This window comes from Agromyces capsici (assembly GCF_058349965.1).
On sequence record NZ_JBYRET010000001.1, the window covers coordinates 1,932,356 to 1,951,828 of the forward strand.

Here is a 19,473-nt window from a genome sequence, read left to right on the forward strand (position 1 = left end):
GGCGAGCGCCTGCGCCGCGATGCGCCAGCCTGTCGAAGCGGGTGGCCCCGGTGGATGCGGCGTGGGCGGTCCGGATCGCGCAGGGACGTCTGGCCCTGACTCGTGCGGTGTCCACCGCGGGCGGATAGGCTGGGCGAGCGGGTCGGCGACGCGTTCGCCGATGACATGACGTGCGGTCGACCCGGCGGGCAGTCAGGTGATTGAGCGCCCGATCGGAGCAGGTGGACGATGTCCTGGGATGACGAACCGTACGGCGACCCCCTCGGTCGTCCGCACCGGCCCGCGTCAGGGCGTCAGATCCTCCTCCAGATCGCGGGATACGTGGGTGCCGTGGTCGCCGTCGTCGCGCTCGTGGTCGGCGCGATCTCCGCGGTGACGCTGGTCGGGACCGCCACGAACCCGGAGGGGTTCGCGGCACCGTCGGCGCGCGGGCAGGGCGTGGGGCTGCCGCCGGTGAGTGCGCCGGTCGCCGACGGCGAACCGGTGAGCGGCGCCGCCGGGTCGGACGACGAACCGACTGGCGTGACCAGTTCGGAGGTGGCTCCGATGGTCGAGCCCGAGACCGGCGCCGACGTCGAAGTGGAGGGCGACTGGATCTCGCAGGTCGCCGCGGCGACCGGGGTCCCCAAGCGGGCGCTGTCGGCGTACGCCGTCGCGCACGTCTCCATCGCCCAGGCGGAGCCGCAGTGCGGCCTCGACTGGACGACGATCGCGGCGATCGGCGCGATCGAGTCCGGCCACGGCAGCCACGGCGACTCGGTCCTCGAGGACGACGGCCAGGTCCGCCCCGCGATCGTGGGCCCGGCGCTCGACGGCAACGGCTTCGCCACGATCAGGGACACCGACGACGGGGTCTTCGACGGCGACGCCACGTGGGATCGCGCGGTCGGGCCGATGCAGTTCATCCCGTCGACGTGGGCCCGGTGGGGGATCGACGCGAACGGCGACGGCGTCGCCGATCCGAACCAGATCGACGACGCCGCGCACGCCACGGCCCTGTACCTCTGCGCGTCGGGCCCGATGACGACCCCCGAAGGGTGGCGCAAGGCCATCTACTCGTACAACCACGACAACGAGTACGTCGACAAGGTGGCGACGGTCGCGAACGGCTACGCGGCCTCGGCCGGGTGATCGGCCCGCTGCGGTTCGCCGATTGCGCACGAATCGGACGGACCGGCGACGAGCCGATTCGGCATGGGACACCCGCGAGCCGACGCGACGCGCGTGCCAGACTGCACCGATGACCGATTTCGAGCTGGCGCGCATCGAGGGCGGCACCGTCGGACTGCACGACGCCCGGCGGAAGGTGCGCTGGAGCGTCGAGCTCGAGCCGTTCGAGATCGGCGTCTACCCCGTGACGCAGGAGCAGATGGCCGAGCTGCTGGGGGAGACGGCAACCCACCCGCGCCGGCCGGCGACCGACGTCAGCTGGCTGCGCGCCATCCGATTCTGCAATGCCGCCTCGGAGTGGGAGGGGCTCGACCCGGCGTACACGTACGAGGGCGAGCAGGTCACCTGGCACGTCGACGCCGACGGGTACCGCCTGCCGACCGAGGCCGAGTGGGAGTTCGCGTGCCGGGCCGGGTCGACCGGACCGCACTACGGCCCGCTCGCCGAGGTCGCCTGGACGAGCGCCGACGGCGTGACCGCACCGCGGCCCGTGGGCGCCAAGTTGCCGAACCTCAACGGCCTGTTCGACACGCTCGGCAACGTGTGGGAATGGTGCTGGGACCTGCTCGACCCGGCCCGGTACGACGACTACCGGGTCTTCCGCGGCGGTGGCTTCGCCGACGACGCGTGGAGCGTCCGCGCCTCCACCCGCCGCGGTGGCGCGCCGCGCATGCACCACGAGGACCTCGGGTTCCGGGTCGCCCGCGGCGGGTTCGATGCGACGGATGCCGCGCAGGGCTGGTCCGCGCAGGCCGACGAGGAGCGGGCGATGATCGACGGCCCGCTCCCGCCCGGGTGGACGCCCCGGCGCTGAGAGGTCAGGTGCCCGCGACGTCGTCCGGTTCGGCCGCGTACTCCTCGTCGGTGACGTGGTCGCCCCACGTCGCGTCGTCGTCCTCCCAGATGGCGAGGTGGCACATGAACGAGTCGGAGGTCGCGCCGTGCCAGTGCCATTCGCCGGGAGGGGTGTAGACGGTGTCGCCCGGGCGCATCACCCGGACGCCGCCGCCGCGGGACTGCACGAGGCCCGTGCCATCCGTCACGTGCAGGGTCTGGCCGACCGAGTGGGTGTGCCAGGCCGTGCGGGCGCCGGGTGCGAATCGCACTACGTTGACGCGCACGCGCGACGGCGTCTCGCCGCGGGCGACGACGTCGAACCAGACGTCGCCCGTGAAGAGCTCGGCCGGGCCCTTCACGGTGGGTTGCTCGGGAAGGAACTCCATGGCGCCTGCTCTCATTCGGTGTCCGCGTCGTCGATGCGGGCGATGTCGACCGGCTCGCGCTCGAGGGCTCGGAGCTCGTCGAGGCTCGCCGAGAACGTGCCGAGGTGGATCACGTTCTCGTCGAAGCCGATGCCGGACGCGTCGTAGTAGAACCCGAGGTTGCCCCACGGGAGGTAGGTGATGAGGTCGCCGTCCTCGGGGTCCGATCCCGGAACTCCGGCGGCTTCGAGGCCGCGAGGCAGGTCGGCGACCTTCTCACGTCCGGCGAAGTCGGAGAACGTCAGGGTGAGCGGCAGCATCGACAGGAAGTCGCGCGTCGCCGCGTTGTCCGCCGTGATCGTGACGTCGATGACGATCGCACCGGAACTGAAGCGGACCACGGCACCCGCCACGGGGGCTGTGGAGGGTGCCGCGGCCGCGGCCGACGTGGCGGGCTCGGATTCCGAGGGCGATGTCGGTTGCCGCGTCGGCGACGGCTCGGATGCGGCCGGGGTACCAGCCCGGCTCGTGCAGGCCGTGGCGCCGATCGCCACCGACACCAGCGCGGCCACGGTCATCAGTCGTCGCATTGCGGTTCCTCCCATCTCGATAGATGCTGCCTACGCCGCTCAGGAGGTGAGCAGCACCTTGGTGGCGCGGCGCTCGTCCATGGCCGCGTAGCCCTCGGCTGCCTGCTCGATCGGCAGCTCGAGGTCGAAGACGGCGCCGGCGTCGATCCGGTCGGTCATGATCAGGTCGATCAGCTCGGGCAGGAAGCGACGCACCGGGGCAGGCCCGCCGTGCAGGTGCACGCCCGAGAAGAACAGCTCCAGGCCGTCGAGCGAGACGTCGTGCGAGACCCCGACGTAGCCGACGTGGCCGCCCGCCCGCGTGGCGCGGATGGCCTGCATCATCGACTCCTGCGTGCCGACCGCCTCGATGGTCGAGTGCGCTCCGAGGCCGCCGGTGAGCTCCTTCAGCTTCGCCACGCCCTCGTCGCCGCGCTCCTCGACGATGTCGGTGGCGCCGAACCTGCGCGCGAGCGCCTGCCGGTCGGCGTGCCGCGAGAACACGATGATGCGCTCCGCACCGAGCTGCTTCGCGGCGAGGACGCCGAGCAGCCCGACCGCGCCGTCGCCGACGACCGCCACGATCTTGCCGGGCCCGGCCTCGGCGGCGACGGCCGCGAACCATCCGGTGCCGAGCACGTCGGATGCTGCGAGCAGCCCGCGTTCCTGCTGCGGCGTCGGCCGGCCGGGCGTCGCGACGAGGGTGCCGTCGGCGAGCGGCACGCGGAGGTACTCGGCCTGCGTGCCGAGCGCGCCCATCGGCACCGCGTGCACGCAGCGCGACTGGTAGCCCGCCTGGCAGATCTCGCAGGTGTTGTCGGAGGCGAAGAACGACCCGACGACGAAGTCGCCGACGGCGACGTTCCGCACGTCGGCGCCGATCTCCTCGACGACGCCGACGTACTCGTGGCCCATGGGGGCCGGCCAGCCGTAGTCGTCTTGGCCGCGGTACGGCCAGAGGTCCGACCCGCAGATGCAGGCCGAGGTCACGCGGATGATCGCGTCGGTCGGTTCGGCGATGGTCGGCTTCTCGCGGTCCTCGACGCGCACGTCGCCGGGGCCGTACATGATGACACCACGCATGGTGGGTACTCCTTCTGTTCCAGGGGGTTACTGGTCGGTCGCCGCCGCGAGCGCGGCAGCGGGTCGGGTCTCGGGGGCGGTCGGGGTGGTGGGGGTTCGGGTCGGGTCGGCGGGCGGGTTCGCACCGCGGCGGCGCGGCACGAGCAGTGCGACGGATGCCGCGGCCAGCGCGATCACCGCACCGGTCACGATGCCCAGCGGCAGCATGGTCGCGGCGCCGGCGATGCCGACGAGCGGCGCGACGAACCCGCCGATCGCGAAGCGCGCCATGCCGAGCAGGGACGAGGCGGTGCCGGCCATCTGCGGGTACCCGGCGAGGGCGAGCGTCGTGGTCGGCGGGGTGGTCGCGGCGACGCCGCCGACGAGCATGAACAGCGACGCGATCACGACGCCGACCGGCACCGCGAACAGGCCGCCGGCGAGCAGGCCGAGGGCGCCGAGCGCGCACATCACGAGGCCGGCGGCGAGGGCGCCGCGCGAGCCCCAGCGTTCCGTGGCGCGCGCGGCGAGCCATCCGAAGACCATGAACCCGGCCGAGTTCAGCCCGAACGCGATCGCGTACTGCTGCGGGCTGAGGCCGTAGATGCCCTGCAGCACGTACGTGGCGCCGGCGAGGTAGGCGAACACGGCCGCGTAGGCGAAGCCGCTCACGAGCACGGCGCCGACGAACCGGCGGTCGGCGAGCAGGGTGCGGTAGTCGCGCCCGGTCTGCGCCAGGCCGCCGCGCGTGCGCCGTTCAGCCTGCAGGGTCTCGGTGAACTGCAGGGCGACGGCGAGCAGGATGGCGCCGCCGATGCCCGCGAGGAAGAGGAAGAGTCCGCGCCAGTCGGCGACCGTCGCGAGCAGCCCGCCGAGCAGCGGACCGACGATCGCGGCCAGGCCGCTCAGCACCGTCAGCCGGCCGAAGAAGCGGATGAGCGCGGCGCCGGAGTAGAGGTCGCGGCCGGCGGCCTGCGCGATCACGAGGCCGACGCCGCCGGCGACGCCCTGCACGAAGCGGGCGATGACGAGCAGTTCGACGCTCGGCGAGACCGCGCACCACACCGATGCGGCGATGTACGCGGCGACGCCGATGAGCAGCGGCATCCGTCGACCGAACCGGTCGGAGAGCGGACCCGCAACGAGCTGGCCGAGCGCGAGCCCGATGAGGCACGCCGTGATCGTGAGCTGCGCCATCGACGTGGCGGCGCCGAGTTCGAGCGTGAGCGCGGGCAGCAGCGGCAGGTAGAGGTCCATCGAGATCGGACCGAACACCGTGAGCAGGAGCAGCACGGCGGGAAGCAGCCGGCCGCGCCGCGGCGGGGCGGGAGTCGAGGAGGTGATAGATGGCACGACATCGAGTAGACCGGCTCGCGCGGAGTCGGGGGAGGCCCTGATGAGCGGTGTACTGCGAGAGCACCCCTCGCCGGCGGCATCCGACCTACCCTGTCGGCATGGACAATCGAGCCGAGGTGCGCGAGTTCCTCATGTCGCGCCGGGCCAAGCTCACGCCCGAGCAGGCCGGCCTGCCCGCCGGGCCGAACCGGCGCGTCGCCGGCCTGCGCCGCACCGAGGTCGCGGTGCTCGCCGGGGTGAGCGTCGAGTACTACTCGAAGCTCGAGCGCGGCACGATCGCGGGCGCCTCGTCGGCGGTGCTCGACGCCATCGCGAACGCGCTGCAGCTGGATGACACGGAGCGGGCGCACCTCTTCGACCTCGCCCGCGCGGCCGACGGCATCCCCACGTCGGGGCGGCCTCGCAAGCGCACGGCGCGGCAGGCGCCCGCCCGCCCCAGCCTCAGCTGGACGCTCGAGTCGATCACCGGCGGCATCGCGTTCGTCCGCAACCAGTACCAGGACCTGCTCGCGACCAACGCCCTGGGGCGAGCGTTCTACTCGCCGTTGATCGGCGACGGCGGACGCACCCCGAACCTCGCGCGGTTCCAGTTCCTCGACCCAGTCTCGCGCGAGTTCTACCCCGACTGGGAGCTCTTCGCCGAGATGTGCGTCGCGATCATGCGCGCCGAGGCCGGCCGCAACCCGCACGACCGCGTCATGCAGGACCTCGTCGGCGAGCTCTCCACGCAGAGCGAGACGTTCCGTCGGCTCTGGGGCGCGCACGACGTGCGAACCCACGGCGCCGGCACGAAGCGCTTCGTCCATCCCGTGGTCGGCGAGCTGACGTTCGCGTACGAGGAGTTCGCCCTCACCTCGGAACCCGGCCTCGTGATGCTCGTCTACACCGCGGAGCCCGGGTCGCCGTCGGCCGAGCGGCTCGCGCTGCTCGCCTCGTGGGGCGCGAGCCATCCCGTTCCGGGACCTGTCTCGTCGGTGTGAAGGTCCAGACCGGCAGGTCCGTCTGCCGGAGGAGACCGACCGGGTGGTCGGTCGGTGTGCGAGACTGGCGGCATGGACATGCGCACCCGGATCCTCTCCGAGACCCGCCGCCTCACGCTCGAGCGCGGGGTCGTGCCCTCGCTGAACGTCGTCGCCGAGGCCGCCGGCGTCTCCAAGGGCGGCCTGATCCACCACTTCCCGTCGCGCGCGGCGCTCGTCGACGGACTCGTCGGGCAGGCGCTCGACGAGGTCGACGCGGCGATGCGCGAGGCGGCTGCCGAGGGGAATGCCGCGTCGGCGTGGCTCCGCCTGTCGGTGCCGAGCGGCGACGACCTCGAGCTCTTCCGCGCGATCGCGATCGCCCACCGGGCACTCGAGGCGCCCGGCGCGGCGACGGTCGCGGCCGCCGACCAGGCGACGGCCGCATGGGAGCGGATGATCGCGGACGAGGTGGGCGACGCCGTCCGCGCCCGCGTCATCCGGCTCGTCGGCGACGGATTGGCGATGAACGCGTTGGCGGGCGTCGGGGCGCCGCTCGGCGACGATGAGCTGACCGAGCTCGAGCAGCACCTCATCGGCGGGCGCCGCGCCGACCGCTCGTGAGCGCGGCGCTGCTGCTCGGCATCGCCGGCCTGGCGGTGCTCGACGCGTTCAACCCGGCGACGATCCTCTCCGTGACGCTGATCCTGCTCGCGGCCCCCCGTCGGCCGGGGCTCACGGCCCTCGCGGCGGTGGCCGGCGCCGCCATCACGGTGTTCACGCTCGGCGCCCTCCTCTACCTCAGCGCCGGAGCGGCCGCCGGTGCGGTCGAGGGGGTCGTGACCGTCCTGCGGTTCATCGCGTTCGGCGCGGCCGCGGTCGGACTCGCCGTCGCGGGGTTCCGGCGCCTGGCGGACCGGCCTCGCCGTCCGATCACCCTGCCCCCCTGGTTCCGGCCGGCGACCGCACTCCCGTTCGGCGTGGTCATCACCGCGGCCGACCTGCCCAACGCCTTCCCGTACCTCATCGCGATCGAGCGACTCGTCGACGTCGGCATCCCGACGTGGCACGGCCTCCTCGTGATCGCCGGCTACACGTTCGTCTACTGCCTGCCCTGCCTCATCCTGCTTGCGATCGGCCTCGTCGCCCGTGATCGCACGCGCGCGTGGCTCGACGGACTCGTCACGCGCTTCGGCACCGGCACGGTGCGGCGGTCGGTGCCGCTCGCCGTGACCCTGTTCGCCGCGGCCGTTGCGGTGGGCGCCATCCCATTCGTGCTGCCTTAGCGGCTCAGCAGCAGCGTCGCGATGGTCGCGCCGTGCACCACCGCGATGCCGAGGTTGCTCAGCACGACGGGGTTCCGGAACCCCCCCTTGGACCGTCACCGCGGTGCCCACCTTGTACACGACCTGCACGCCGAGGAGCGCGACGGCGGCGGCCTCGACGAAGGCCCGATCGGGACCGAGGAGCCACGACGCGAGCAGTGCGCCGCTGGCGAGCAGGATCGCGGTGTAGATCGCGAACAGGATGTCGCGCGCCGCCGTGCGCTCGCCGTAGGCACCGACGACCCATTGGCGATTCGCCCGCATCGCGATGAGCACCGGCACGAGCACGACCAGGTTGAGGGCGAGCGAGACGACGATCATGCGGCCGCCTCGTCGCGCACCCACGCCGGAACGTACGGTTCCGTCGCCTGTTCGAGCCATGACCACACCTGCGCCTGGCGTGACGCGACCCGCGTACTCGACGCGGCCCGGGTCAGCCGTCCGATCTCGACGTACCCGCCGTGGAGCTCGCGGTGCGCGTCGCCGAGCGCGAGCTCGACCGCGTGGCGGCTCGATCGGTTCGGCGTGGTCGCGCCGGGGAGCACGCTCATCGCCGGCATCACCCATCGCCACACCCAGTACATGGAGTTCGGCATGTCGCGGCCGAGACCGGTGCCCGCGACGAGGCCCGGGTCGTAGGTGTTGAGCCGGCGGCCATCGGCGGCGAACCGGCTCGCCCACTGGTGAGCCAGGGTCACGAGCGCGAGCTTGCTCGACGCGTAGGCGACGCCGCCCTGCTCGCGCTCGTCGGCGAAGCGCTCGCCTCCCGTCGCCGCGGGCATCGCGGTCGCGAGTTCGGCAGGCGGCTGCCATACGGGGTCGGGCACGAGATTGAACGACGCCCGCTTGCCCCGATGCGTCGACGAGCCCAGGAGTACGACGTGGCCGTCGTCGGCGAGCAGCGGTCGGATGCCGCGGACCAGCAGGTGCTGGGCGATCACGTTGACCGTGAAGGTCAGCTCCCACCCCTGCGCGCCCTGTCGTCGGCGGTCGGTGTACTGCGCGCCCGCGTTGAGGATCGCCGCGTCGACCGGTCCGATTCGGCCGTCGGCGATGAGCCCGCGCACCTCGTCGAGCGCCGACGATACCGTCTCGAGATCGGCGAGGTCGGCGTGCACGCCGTGGGCGGTGAGGCCGGCCGCGCGAGCGGTGGCGACCGCGGCATCCGTTCGCCCGGCGTCGCGCCCGATGAGCACGAGCCGGGGGCGAGACGGATGTCGCGTGAGGTGCCCGAGCATGCCGGCGCCGATGCCGCTGGTCGGACCGGTGAGGAGCACCGTGGACGAAGTGATGTCAGTTTGTGTCATAGGGTCACGATAGGTGATGTCACAATGTGACACAAGAGTAGGATGCGAGACATGCCCCGATGGCCCGAGGACACCCGCGCGAGACTCGTCGACGCCGCCTTCGCCCTCTTCGTCGACCAGGGGTACGCCAACACGACCGTCGAGCAGATCGCCGCGCGCGCCGGTGCCACGTCGCGCACGTTCTTCCGGCAGTTCCGCGACAAGGACGAGGTGGTCTTCGCCGACGACGACGAACTGCTGCCGTTCCTCATCGCCTCGATCCAAGGCGTCCGCGACGCCGCCGACGCGGGTGCCATGATGCGCTCGGCACTCGGCGACCTCGCCGACCGCTTCGAGCCGCAGCGGCGGCGACTGCAGCAGCGCCAGCGCATCATCGAACAGGATGTCGGCCTCACCGGCCGCGAGCTGGCCAAGCAGGCGCGCTGGCAGCACGCGGTCAGCGACGCGCTCGCCGCCCGCGGCTTCGAGCGCGAGGACGCGGAGATCCTCGCCGCGATCGGCTTCGCCCTGTTCACGGGCGCGCTGCACGAATGGCTCGCGACCGACGACGACACCACGCTTCGCGACCACGTCGAGCGCCGATTCCCGCGGGTGGTCGACGCGATGACGCGGCCGGTGCCCGCACCGGCCCCGGCGAGTCCGGCCCGACCGGCCGCCGAGGGGTCCCTCACGTCGGCGTGAGACCCGACGCCGTCGTCGGCCGATGACAGACTGACGACGTGGATCGAGGAAACTGCGACTTCGTCGTCGTGGGCGCCGGCTCGGCCGGCTGCGCCGTGGCGGCGCGCCTGTCGGAGGACCCGGAGCACAGCGTGCTGCTGCTCGAGGCCGGCCCGAGCGATGATCGGCTGGAGATACGGATCCCGGCCGCGTTCTCCAGGTTGTTCCGCTCGCCGGTGGACTGGAACTACGAGACCGAGCCCCAGGCCCGGCTGAACGGCCGGAGGATCTACTGGCCGCGCGGCAAGGTGCTCGGCGGCTCGTCGGCGATCAACGCCATGATGTGGATCCGCGGCTTTCCCGAGGACTACGACGCGTGGGCCGAGACGGCCGGCGAGTCGTGGTCGTGGAACGCGCTGTCGCCCTACTTCCGGAGGGCGGAGCGGATGGCCGATCCGCATGCCTCCGGCGACGAGATGGGAACGTCCGGTGCGATCCGGATCGCGCCGCAGCGCGCGCCCCGCTCATCCACCGCCGCCTTCATCGACGCGGCCCGCGAGATCGGGCTGGACGAGATCGCAGCCAACGGGCCCGCGCGCGTCGGCGTCATCCGAACCATGGTCACCCAGCGCCGGGGCGCGCGGTTCAGCGTCGCCGACGGGTACCTGAAGCCAGCGCGGCGACGCCGCAACCTCACGGTCCGGACGGGAGCGCACGCCACCCGCGTGCTCTTCGACGGTACGCGAGCCGTGGGCGTCGAGTACGTCCGAGACGGCGGGACCACGTCGGTCCGAGCCGAGCGCGAGGTGATCCTCTGCGGCGGCAGCGTGAACACCCCGCAGCTGCTGATGCTCTCCGGCATCGGCGATCGCGGCGAACTGGAAGCACTCGGCATCCCGGTCGTCGCCGACTCGCCGGAGGTGGGCAAGAACCTCAAGGACCACCTCGTCGCCGGGCTCATCATCGACGCGAACGGCGACACGCTGTTCGCCGCCGAGCGTGCCCGGGAGCTGCTGAAGTACCTGGTCGCGAGGACGGGCATGCTCACCTCCAACGTCGCCGAGGCGTACGGCTACGTGAGGAGCCGGCCCGACCTGTCGCTCCCGGACATCGAGCTGATCTTCGCCCCGGTCGCCTTCGTCGACCAGGGACTCACCACGCACCCCGCGCACGGGTTGACGGTCGGCGCCGTCCTGCTGCAACCGAACAGCAGCGGGACGGTGAGCCTCGCCAGCGCGGACCCCTTCGACGCGCCCCGCATCGACCCGAGCTACCTCACCGACCCGGACGGCACGGACCGGGACGCGCTCCTCTTCGGCCTCGCGGTGTGCGAGGACCTCGTCGCCACCGAGGCGTTCGGCCGGGTGTCGGATCGCGGCTTCATCAGGCCCGTCGGCTCCGACGGGATGAGCCGCGCCGATCGCGACGCGCTCGCCCTCGCGGAGTACGCCCACACGCTCTACCACCCGGTCGGCACCGCGCGAATGGGGACGGATGCCGCATCCGTCGTCGACGAGCACCTGCGCGTGCGCGGCGTCGACGGGCTCCGGGTCGCGGACGCCTCGGTCATGCCCACGATCATCCGCGGCCACACGAACGCGGCCGCCATCGTCATCGGCGAGCGAGCGGCCGATCTCGTCACGCGGACGCCGACGGGCTGATCCGGGATCACGGCCGTCGCCCGGCAGTCGCGGTGGGCGCGGCGGCGTTCACCGCTGCGGCTCAGCGCTCGGACCTGACGCAGCCCGGCTCGATCGGCTCGCCGGCGAAGCGCGCCGAGGTCCACTCGATGACTTCCTCCGGGCCACCGAGGCGGGGTAGTTCCCGACGCCCGCGAGACCCGCTTCCGGACCGGGGATCACGCCACGAGCAGGTACACCCCCGACGCCAGGGTGAGCAGCAGCACGGTCCGCTCGAACCAGACCGCGGGGATGCGGCGGGCGACGCGCCATCCGATCAGCGCACCGACCAGCAGCGCGGGCACGAGCACGAGGTTCAGCAGCAGCGACTGCGGCGTCATGAGTCCGAGGCCGACCGAGAACGGCACCTTGAAGGCGTTCACGACGAGGAAGAACCACGCGGCCGTGCCGAGGACCGCCTGCACCGGCAGGCGGGACGCCACGAAGTAGAGCGACATCACGGGGCCGGCGGCGTTCGCGACCATCGTCGTGAAACCGCCGAGCGGCCCGAACACATGGGCGAGCGCCGGCGGGACGGGCCGCGGATCGCCGCCGTCGCGGCGACGGCGCAGCATCAGCGTGAAGCTCAGCGCGACAAGGCCGACGAGGATCGCGCCGATGATGCGGCGCACCGCCGCGTCATCCGCGAACCAGAGCACGACGACGCCGAGCAGCACGCCGATCACGACCGACGGGACGAGCCGGCGCAGGATCTTCCAGTCGGCGTGGGCGTGGTACATCCGCACCGCGATCAGGTCGCCCACGAGCAGGAGCCCCAGGACCGCGCCGGTCGACGCCTTCGCGGGCAGCACGCTCGCGAAGAGCGCCGCGGGCACCGGGCCGAACGCGGGCATGCCGCTCTTCGAGAGGCCTACGGCGCACGCGGCGATCGCGAGCAGCAGCCACTCGAGCGGGGTGAAGATCGGCACCCCCACATCCTCGTACGCGAGCGCGGGCGTGCCGAACGCGATCACGCCGAGGTGTCTCCGGATGTCGCGGCGCGCGCCGCGACGGCGGCCCGCTCCGCCCACTTCGGCGTCTCGCCGTAGCGCTGGGGCGGCACGAGCCGGCCCGCCGCGCTGTCGTCGATGAGCTGCGCGAGCCGGCGCTCGCGGGTCGCCTCCTGCTTCGCGGACATGATCCAGTGGACGACCAGCCGGCGGTAGGTCGGCGTGGCCGCCTCCCAGAATGCGGACGCCGCGGCATCAGCGGCCAGCCTCGCCGCCGCATCGGCCGGGAGGTCGAGCGGAGCGTTCTCGTAGGAGTACCCGCGGTCGTCGCGCCGGCGCTCGAACGCGGCGACGCCGGCCGGACGCATGCGCCCCTCGGCGGTGAGCTGCTCGACGATGGCGATGTTGACCGCCGACCAGTTGCTCGTCGGCCGACGAGGGGTCCATCGTTGACGCCGTGCCTCGTCGTCGATGCGCTGCGAGACCGAGTCGATCCATCCGAAGCACAGCGCCTCGGGCACGGCCTGCTCCCAGGTCAGGCCCCGATCGGGCACGTGGTTCTTGTAGAGGCCCATCCACAGCTCGGCGGCGGTCTCGTGGTTCGCCTCGAGCCAGGCGCGGAACTCCTCGGGGCCGGAGAAGAACAGCGCCGGCCGCTCGGGCGTGCCGCCGGGCGTGCCGATCGTCGCGGTCATACCTCGAGTGTCGCAGCAGCCACCGGCATCGCCCGGGTCAGGCCCCGGCTGCCGCGCGCTGCGCGACGACGGCGGCGGCGATGCGGCCGATGAGCGCCTCAGGCAGCTCGGCCGAGTGCGGGAACGTCACGGAGTCCGTGCTGGAGCGGAACGGCGCCACCTCGGACTCGAGCGGCTCGGGGAGCCTCGGCACGGGATAGATGCCGACGTGCTTCTTCCAGCCGGCGAAGTGCAGGGCGTAGCGCCCGCCGAGCATCACCGCCGCGATGCCGTATCGCATCTTCTGCTCGGGATTCGGAACCTCCGCGACGATCGCGGCGCGTGTCCGGCGCAGGCGATCGGCGATGTCGTCGGGGAACGAGGCGATGTACTCGTCGACGGCCTGCGAGGCTGCGCCCGCGCCATCCGGTGCCGTTGACATGTCGGTCCCCTGCCTCAGGGCAGCTCGAACGCGGTGTCGCCGAGGGCGATCGTCGCGACGATCAGCACGAGGGCGCTGCCGATGACGAGGGCGCCCATGCCCAGCATGAGCGCGGTGCCGAGGAGGGTCCACTTCGATTCGCGGCCGACTGGCACGGCCTCGGGTGTGCGTCGGTCGAGGGTCATCGTCGGTCCTCCATCTCGGCGGCGATCGGTCGCGCTCCGATTGTCGCAGACGCCGATGTCCGCGGTCGAACACCGCACACGACAGTGCGCGCCCCGCGCTGATCCGCTGGTCGTGGCGGCCGGTAGGCTCAGTCGGTAGAAGTGAGGACTGTTCGCGTCCGCCCGATGCGAGTATGACTGGCGACGGGGTGCGTGCGATGTCGAGTCTGCTCGTCGGTCGGGATGCGGGCGCGCGGGCGGTCCCGGAACTCGAGCCGACGCAGGCGGTGTGCCTGCTCGACGGGCCGTACATCATCGAGGGCGGGCGGCGCGTGCCGGTGCCGGAGGGGAGCGAACGGCTCCTCGTGTTCGTCGCGCTCCGCAACGGACGGGCCGTCAGCCGCCGCAAGGTCGCGGGCACGCTGTGGCCGTCGGTCACGGAGGGCCGTGCGGCCGGAAACCTCCGGACCGCGCTGTGGCGCCTCCGATCATCGGGAATTGAGGTCCTGGACGCCGACCGGCACACGCTCTCACTGCGCTTCGGCACCGAGATCGACGTCGTGCGGGTCGAGGAGTGGGCCGGCCGGCTGGTCGAGGGCACGGCCGACTGCGACGACCTCTCCATGCACGGCTTCCACCCCGCCGCGATCGAGCTGCTGCCCGGATGGTACGACGACTGGGTCGTGTTCGAGCGCGAGCGCATCCGGCAGCGCCTCCTGCACGCCCTCGAGGCCCTCAGTCGCCGGCTCGCCGAACAGGGCCGGTTCGGCGAGGCGATCGAGGCGGCCATGACGGCCATTGACATCGACCCGCTCCGGGAGAGCGCCCAACGGGCGCTGATCGTGATCCACCTGTCGGAGGGCAACCTCGCGGAGGCGCGACGCGCCTACCGGCAGTACGCGCGCCTGCTGCGCACCGAACTCCGGGTCGCGCCGAGCGCGGACCTGACCGAGCTCGTCCGCCTCTGGAGCGACTAGCCCGGGAAGCGGCCGGGGGGCCGCGTCGCTACTGGATCTCCTGATCGCGCGGGCCGATGTCGACGCCCTCCTCGAGGTCGACCGACATGACGCCGGGCACCGGGTCGAGCGCGGCGACCGCGAGTGACTGTCCCGTGACGCCGCCGTGACACCGCCCCGCGTACCCTCGCGCCGTCGCATCCGATCGCATCCGGGCGAAGCGCCCGCGCAGAGGGGGAGGTGCCGTGATGGGCGAGGTCGACGTGAGCTCCGACGCCGTGGCCGGCGGTGGCGGGATCCGGACGGAGGCCGGTGACCTCGACACGTCGGTGTCGAGCCCGGGCGCGGCCGGTGCAGGCGCCGGAGCCGGCGCACGCGAGGAGCAGCAGGGCGGCGACGAGGGCGGCGACGGCCAGGCCGGCGCCACCGCCGGCGGTCTCGAGCAGGTCGAGGGGTACGAGCAGCCCGACGCCGAATCGGTCGCCGAGGCCGTCGTCGAGGCGGACGCGGACCTGCCGGACATCGGGGAGGCGTCGTTCGGCCCGGCGCCGGAAGCCGTGATCGGCACCGACGACCGCGTGCAGATCACGACGACCGCCGTCTTCCCGTGGCGCGTGCACGCGTCGCTGCGGATCACCGCGAACGACGGGTCGCAGTGGATCGGCACCGGCTGGTTCATCGGGCCGCACACGCTGGTGACCGCCGGGCACTGCGTGTTCATCAGGAACAGCGGAGTGCCCAACCGAGACGGATGGGTCCGGAGCATCACCGTGATCCCGGGCCGCAACGGCTCGCAGCAGCCGTTCGGATCGGCGGTGAGCACGAACTTCCGGACCGTGACGGGCTGGTCGAACAGCGGGAACCAGGAGTACGACTACGGGGCCATCATCCTGAACACGAACCTCGGCTCGACCACGGGCTGGCTGGGCTTCGGTGCCTACTCGGATGCCACGCTGCTCGCGTCGATCGCGAACATCTCGGGCTACCCGGGCGACAAGCCGGCGGGCACGCAGTGGTACCACGCCCGCAAGGTGACCTCGGTCGCGCCGCGCAAGGTCTACTACGACGTGGACACCTACGGCGGCCAGAGCGGCAGCGGCGTATACCGCATCGTCGACGGGCACCGGTACGCGATCGCGATCCATGCGTACGGCGGTGGCACGGCCAACTCCGGCACGCGGATCACGTCGGGCGTCTACAGCAACCTGGTGGCCTGGAAGGCATGACGCCTCCCGACGTGCCGGTCATCACCGGCACGGTGACGGATGACGCGGGGCGGCCGCTCGCCGAGGCGGCGGTCGCCATCGCGGCCGCCCCCGGGCCGGTGCCGGACATCGCCGCACTGACCGGCCCGGACGGGCGGTTCTCGATCGCCGCGCCGGAGCCCGGGGACTACACGGTCGTCGCCACGGCACCGGGCGAGCGGACCGGGCGCGTCACCGTGCACGTCGGCGTCGAGGGGCCGTCCGGGGGCGAGGGCGAGGTCGAGATCCGCGTCTCGGGCACCGGGCCCTAGGGCCGGACGCCGGCCGGGCGGTCGGGCGTACGCTGGGGGGATACGCCCGATCGTCCGACGGGAGGCGTCATGGTCCAGGTCCGCGTGCTCGGGGTCGCGCTCGATGCGTCGGGGCAGCACATCATCCTGCTGAAGCCGCTCGGCGAGCCGGCCAGCGAGGGGCGGGTGCTGCCCATCTGGATCGGGGCGCAGGAGGCCACCTCCATCCTCATCGCCATCCAGGGCGAGCAGCCGCCACGGCCGCTCTCGCACGACCTGATGAAGCTGCTGCTCGACGCCGTCGGCTCGCAGATCGAGCGCGTCGAGGTGACGCGCATCGAGGACGGCACGTTCTACGCCGAACTCTCGATCAGCACGCCCACCGGCCCGTACACGATCGACGCACGCCCGTCGGACTCGGTCGCGCTCGCCTCGCGGACGGGTGCGCCGCTGTTCGTCGCCGACGAGGTGCTCGAGGAGGCCGGCATCCCGGCCGAGATGGTCGAACCGCACGAGGAGTCCGACGAGGAGAAGCTCGACGAGTTCAAGAAGTTCCTCGACGACGTCGATCCCGAGGACTTCCAGGGGTAGCGCCGGACACACCCGACGGGCCGCCGACGCGCGCGCCGCGACATCCGGAAGGATCGACCACGTGAGCTGGATCTGGATGATCGCGGGAATCGCGCTCATCGCGCTCGGACTCAACGAGGTCTTCCACACGCTCCTGCACCCGACCGGCCGCGGGCGCTTCTCGCACCTCGCCGCGAGCTCGACGTGGGCGCTGTCGTCGCGGTTGGGCCGCCGCGGCCGCACGGTGGCCGGGCCGCTCGCCTCGGTCGCGGTCGTGACGGTGTGGGCCGTGTTCCAGATCGTCGGCTGGGCGCTCGTCTACCTGCCGTTCGTGCCCGACGGCTTCTCCTACAGTCCCGAGATCGCGCACGAGGGCTACCCGGCGATCGTCGAGGCGTTCTACTTCTCGGTCGTCAGCATGTCGACGCTCGGGCTCGGCGACGTCTACCCGATCGACCCGTGGCTGCGCATGTTCGCGCCGCTGCAGGCGCTCATCGGGTTCGCGCTGTTGACCGCCGCGGTCGCGTGGTTCCTCGAGCTCTACCCGGGCCTCGGCCGTCGCCGCGCGCTCGCGCTGCGGATCGCGCTCATCCAGCGGGCCGACACGGCCGGGCACCTGCTCAACATGGAGTCCGCGACCTCGAGCGGGCTGCTCGACTCGGTCACCGCCGACCTCGCCCAGGCCCGCGTCGACCTGTGGCAGAACAGCGAGTCCTACTACTTCACCGAGCAGGAGCCCGAGGCGTCGCTCGCGGCGCAACTGCCGTACGCCCTGCACCTCGCACGCCTCGCGCGACGCTCGCCCGACCGCACCGTCCGCAACAGCGGCCAGATGCTCGAGGAGGCGATCGACGACTTCGCGGGGGTCCTGCGGGACCGGTTCCTCCCGCACGGCGACGACACCGAGTCGGTCCTGCGCGAGTACGCCCGCCAGCACCGGCAGTCGCAGGTCACGACGGGCGGCGGTCCCGCCGCGCCAGGTACATCGTGAACGCCAGCGCCGCGAGCGCGGTCGCGCAGAGCAGCACGAGCCCGATCGTGTAGCTGTGCGCCTCGGCGTCGTAGGTCGCGCCCATGACGAGCGGCGGGAAGAAGCCGCCGAGTCCGCCGGCCGCGCCGACGATGCCCGTGACCGTCCCGACGCGCTCGGCGGGGGCGCGCTGGGCGACCCACGTGAACACCGCGCCCGTGCCGAGTCCGAGGAACACGGCCATGAGCACGAACGAGGAGCCCGCGAGCAGCTCGGGCGGCGGCTTCAGCGCGATCACGACGGCCATCACGGCCGCGCCGGCGAGCGAGATGCCGAGCACCTTGGCGGGCCCGATGCGGTCGGAGAGCCAGCCGCCGACGGGACGTGAGATGACGGCCGCGATCGCGAAGCCCGCCGTGCGGGCGCCCGCGTCGGCGAGGTCGAAGCCGTAGACCTCCTTGAGGTACGTCGGCAGGTACGTCGAGAACGCCACGAACCCGCCGAACGTCACGGCGTAGAGGAACGCCATCTGCCACGTCACCGCGAGCTTCGAGGCTGCTGCGAGCTTCGGCATCACCCGGTCGGTGTTCGGCTTCCAGGTGGGGGCGTCGCGCATGAACATCCAGACGACGGCTGCCACGACCAGGAGCGCGACCGCGATGATGATGTGCGTCGCCGTGTAACCGAACCACGCCACCATCCGAGGCGTGAAGAACGACGACAGCGCCGTGCCGCCCATGCCGGCGCCGAACAGGCCGGTCGCGAAGCCCCGCTTCGACGCGTCGTACCAGGCGTTCACGAACGGGATGCCGACCGCGAACGTCGTCCCGGCGATGCCGAGCAGGAATCCGAAGGCGATGAGCAGCGGGTACGAGCCGACCTGCCCGGCGTACATGACGAGCAGGACGGGCACCGCCGACACCGCGGTGAGGAGCGTGAACATGCTCCGTCCGCCGAACCGGTCGGTGAGCGCGCCGGTGAGGATGCGCCCGAGCGAACCGACGAGAACGGGCGTCGCGATGAGGATCGACGTCTGCGTCGCATCCAGCCCCAGTTCGTCGGCGTAGCGCACGGCGAGCGGGGCGATGATGTTCCACGCCCAGAACGTGATCGCGAAGGCGAGCAGCGCGAGGCCGAGGTTCAGTCCCCGACCGGGCAGCGCCGTCATGTCGGCGGTCGGCTTCGCTGACGCCTCGGTCATCTCGTTCCCCTTCCGGTGCGGTCCGGCGTTCGGGCGGTGTGGCGGTCGCCGGCGCGGTCGGGCGTGCCGACCGGCGACCAGCCGCGGCGGCGGATGCCGCTGCCGGGTGCGGGGCGGGCGTCGCGCGAGCGGTACACGATGTACGGGCGGAACAGGTAGTGCACTGGGGCCGTGAAGGCGTGCACGAGCCGCGTGAACGGCCAGATCACGAACAGGGCCATGCCGATGAGCGTGTGGATCTGGAACGCGAGCGTCGCCTCCGACATCGCCTCGATGTCGGGCTGGAAGACGAACAGCGACCGGAACCACGGCGAGACCGTCTCGCGGTAGGTCACGTCCTCGTGCGGCCCGAACACGCTGATCAGGGTCGTCGCGAGGCCGGCGACGATCGCGGCGACGAGCACCAGGTACATGGCCTTGTCGTTCTTCGTCGTCGCCATGAACACCGGCCCGGTCGTGCGCCGGCGGTAGATCAGGATGGCGACGCCCACGAGCGTCGCGACACCCGCGATGGAGCCGAGGCCGAGGGCCATGACGTGGTACATCTCCTCGGTGACGCCGACCGCGTCGGTCCACGCCTTCGGGATCACGAGGCCGATGACGTGGCCGATGACCACTACGAGGATGCCGAAGTGGAACAGCGGCGAGCCGATCCGCAGCAGCCGCGACTCGTACAGCTGCGACGACCTGGTGGTCCAGCCGAACTGGTCGTACCGGTAGCGCCAGATGAGCCCGCCGACGAGGACCGCGACCATCACGTAC

24 protein-coding genes are annotated in these 19,473 nt (G+C 72.3%); 12 read left to right on the plus strand and 12 right to left on the minus strand.

The genetic code is table 11. From position 1 onward, the window contains the following. Positions 1-228 precede the first annotated feature (228 nt). Together AC3RKB_RS09105 and AC3RKB_RS09110 are read left to right on the plus strand one after the other, a co-directional pair. Complete coding sequence (locus AC3RKB_RS09105; RefSeq protein ID WP_491435761.1) at positions 229-1,131, plus strand: lytic transglycosylase domain-containing protein; 903 nt, start codon at positions 229-231, stop codon at positions 1,129-1,131. A 109-nt stretch (positions 1,132-1,240) separates the two neighbouring features. Beyond that, positions 1,241-1,984, plus strand: coding sequence for a formylglycine-generating enzyme family protein (locus AC3RKB_RS09110; protein ID WP_491435762.1), 744 nt, complete (start codon positions 1,241-1,243; stop codon positions 1,982-1,984). A 4-nt stretch (positions 1,985-1,988) separates the two neighbouring features. On the opposite strand, the gene AC3RKB_RS09115 is transcribed toward AC3RKB_RS09110, so the two are convergent. The 4 genes from AC3RKB_RS09115 to AC3RKB_RS09130 are packed head-to-tail and all read right to left on the minus strand — an operon-like array spanning position 1,989 to position 5,347. Beyond that, positions 1,989-2,393, minus strand: a complete 405-nt coding sequence (locus AC3RKB_RS09115) for a (R)-mandelonitrile lyase (RefSeq protein WP_491435763.1) — start codon at positions 2,391-2,393, stop codon at positions 1,989-1,991. 11 nt (positions 2,394-2,404) lie between these two features. Beyond that, positions 2,405-2,962, minus strand: coding sequence for a cyclophilin-like fold protein (locus tag AC3RKB_RS09120; RefSeq protein ID WP_491435764.1), 558 nt, complete (start codon positions 2,960-2,962; stop codon positions 2,405-2,407). 39 nt (positions 2,963-3,001) lie between these two features. Beyond that, positions 3,002-4,024, minus strand: a complete 1,023-nt coding sequence (locus AC3RKB_RS09125; protein ID WP_491435765.1) for a zinc-dependent alcohol dehydrogenase family protein — start codon at positions 4,022-4,024, stop codon at positions 3,002-3,004. A gap of 27 nt (positions 4,025-4,051) precedes the next feature. Next, a complete protein-coding gene (locus AC3RKB_RS09130; protein ID WP_491436800.1) occupies positions 4,052-5,347 on the minus strand; it encodes a multidrug effflux MFS transporter in 1,296 nt (431 codons plus the stop codon). Between the two features lie 110 nt (positions 5,348-5,457). Between AC3RKB_RS09130 and AC3RKB_RS09135 the strand changes: the two genes are divergently transcribed. The 3 genes from AC3RKB_RS09135 to AC3RKB_RS09145 all read left to right on the plus strand — a co-directional run bounded on the left by AC3RKB_RS09135 (position 5,458) and on the right by AC3RKB_RS09145 (position 7,604). After that, the gene (locus tag AC3RKB_RS09135; protein ID WP_491435766.1) at positions 5,458-6,339 is read left to right on the plus strand and encodes a helix-turn-helix transcriptional regulator; all 882 of its coding nucleotides are present in this window, start codon (positions 5,458-5,460) and stop codon (positions 6,337-6,339) included. A gap of 72 nt (positions 6,340-6,411) precedes the next feature. Beyond that, positions 6,412-6,942: a TetR/AcrR family transcriptional regulator gene (locus tag AC3RKB_RS09140; RefSeq protein ID WP_491435767.1), complete on the plus strand. Its 531-nt coding sequence runs from the start codon at positions 6,412-6,414 to the stop codon at positions 6,940-6,942. Next, positions 6,939-7,604: a GAP family protein gene (locus AC3RKB_RS09145; protein WP_491435768.1), complete on the plus strand. Its 666-nt coding sequence runs from the start codon at positions 6,939-6,941 to the stop codon at positions 7,602-7,604. The genes AC3RKB_RS09140 and AC3RKB_RS09145 overlap by 4 nt, the downstream gene beginning before the upstream one ends. Before the next feature lie 356 nt (positions 7,605-7,960). Here the strand turns inward: AC3RKB_RS09145 and AC3RKB_RS09150 are convergent, their stop codons facing one another. Then, positions 7,961-8,950, minus strand: a complete 990-nt coding sequence (locus AC3RKB_RS09150; RefSeq protein ID WP_491435769.1) for an SDR family NAD(P)-dependent oxidoreductase — start codon at positions 8,948-8,950, stop codon at positions 7,961-7,963. Positions 8,951-9,001: 51 nt separating this feature from the next. On the opposite strand from AC3RKB_RS09150, the gene AC3RKB_RS09155 reads away from it, so the two are divergent. Then, complete coding sequence (locus AC3RKB_RS09155) at positions 9,002-9,631, plus strand: TetR/AcrR family transcriptional regulator (protein WP_491435770.1); 630 nt, start codon at positions 9,002-9,004, stop codon at positions 9,629-9,631. Between the two features lie 38 nt (positions 9,632-9,669). Continuing rightward, positions 9,670-11,271, plus strand: coding sequence for a GMC family oxidoreductase (locus tag AC3RKB_RS09160; protein ID WP_491435771.1), 1,602 nt, complete (start codon positions 9,670-9,672; stop codon positions 11,269-11,271). 197 nt (positions 11,272-11,468) lie between these two features. On the opposite strand, the gene AC3RKB_RS09165 is transcribed toward AC3RKB_RS09160, so the two are convergent. From AC3RKB_RS09165 to AC3RKB_RS09180, 4 genes are read right to left on the minus strand one after another with little or no spacing between them, the layout of a single operon-like run. Further along, positions 11,469-12,263, minus strand: a complete 795-nt coding sequence (locus AC3RKB_RS09165; protein WP_491435772.1) for a TSUP family transporter — start codon at positions 12,261-12,263, stop codon at positions 11,469-11,471. Continuing rightward, complete coding sequence (locus AC3RKB_RS09170) at positions 12,260-12,934, minus strand: YdeI/OmpD-associated family protein (protein ID WP_491435773.1); 675 nt, start codon at positions 12,932-12,934, stop codon at positions 12,260-12,262. Before AC3RKB_RS09170 ends, AC3RKB_RS09165 begins: the two co-directional genes overlap by 4 nt. A gap of 37 nt (positions 12,935-12,971) precedes the next feature. Next, positions 12,972-13,355, minus strand: coding sequence for an iron chaperone (locus tag AC3RKB_RS09175; protein ID WP_491435774.1), 384 nt, complete (start codon positions 13,353-13,355; stop codon positions 12,972-12,974). A gap of 14 nt (positions 13,356-13,369) precedes the next feature. Beyond that, a complete protein-coding gene (locus AC3RKB_RS09180) occupies positions 13,370-13,540 on the minus strand; it encodes a hypothetical protein (protein WP_491435775.1) in 171 nt (56 codons plus the stop codon). A 197-nt stretch (positions 13,541-13,737) separates the two neighbouring features. Between AC3RKB_RS09180 and AC3RKB_RS09185 the strand changes: the two genes are divergently transcribed. After that, on the plus strand, positions 13,738-14,496 hold the full coding sequence (locus AC3RKB_RS09185) for an AfsR/SARP family transcriptional regulator (protein ID WP_491435776.1): 759 nt from the start codon (positions 13,738-13,740) through the stop codon (positions 14,494-14,496). Between the two features lie 28 nt (positions 14,497-14,524). Here the strand turns inward: AC3RKB_RS09185 and AC3RKB_RS09190 are convergent, their stop codons facing one another. Further along, positions 14,525-14,686, minus strand: a complete 162-nt coding sequence (locus AC3RKB_RS09190) for a hypothetical protein (protein ID WP_491435777.1) — start codon at positions 14,684-14,686, stop codon at positions 14,525-14,527. Between the two features lie 37 nt (positions 14,687-14,723). Between AC3RKB_RS09190 and AC3RKB_RS09195 the strand changes: the two genes are divergently transcribed. The 4 genes from AC3RKB_RS09195 (at position 14,724) to AC3RKB_RS09210 (ending at position 17,531) form a co-directional block, all read left to right on the plus strand. After that, on the plus strand, positions 14,724-15,701 hold the full coding sequence (locus tag AC3RKB_RS09195; protein ID WP_491435778.1) for a trypsin-like serine peptidase: 978 nt from the start codon (positions 14,724-14,726) through the stop codon (positions 15,699-15,701). After that, positions 15,698-15,991 carry a carboxypeptidase-like regulatory domain-containing protein gene (locus AC3RKB_RS09200; RefSeq protein WP_491435779.1) on the plus strand — a complete coding sequence of 98 codons (294 nt, stop codon included), beginning with the start codon at positions 15,698-15,700 and terminating at the stop codon, positions 15,989-15,991. The genes AC3RKB_RS09195 and AC3RKB_RS09200 overlap by 4 nt, the downstream gene beginning before the upstream one ends. A gap of 69 nt (positions 15,992-16,060) precedes the next feature. Then, the gene (locus tag AC3RKB_RS09205; protein WP_491435780.1) at positions 16,061-16,561 is read left to right on the plus strand and encodes a bifunctional nuclease family protein; all 501 of its coding nucleotides are present in this window, start codon (positions 16,061-16,063) and stop codon (positions 16,559-16,561) included. Between the two features lie 61 nt (positions 16,562-16,622). Further along, on the plus strand, positions 16,623-17,531 hold the full coding sequence (locus tag AC3RKB_RS09210) for a potassium channel family protein (protein ID WP_491435781.1): 909 nt from the start codon (positions 16,623-16,625) through the stop codon (positions 17,529-17,531). On the opposite strand, the gene AC3RKB_RS09215 is transcribed toward AC3RKB_RS09210, so the two are convergent. Together AC3RKB_RS09215 and narI are read right to left on the minus strand one after the other, a co-directional pair. Next, complete coding sequence (locus AC3RKB_RS09215; protein WP_491435782.1) at positions 17,491-18,711, minus strand: MFS transporter; 1,221 nt, start codon at positions 18,709-18,711, stop codon at positions 17,491-17,493. The two genes, AC3RKB_RS09210 and AC3RKB_RS09215, sit on opposite strands and share 41 nt — an antisense overlap. Next, positions 18,708-19,466, minus strand: coding sequence for a respiratory nitrate reductase subunit gamma (gene narI, locus AC3RKB_RS09220; protein WP_491436801.1), 759 nt, complete (start codon positions 19,464-19,466; stop codon positions 18,708-18,710). The genes AC3RKB_RS09215 and narI overlap by 4 nt, the downstream gene beginning before the upstream one ends. Between the last annotated feature and the right edge of the window lie 7 nt (positions 19,467-19,473).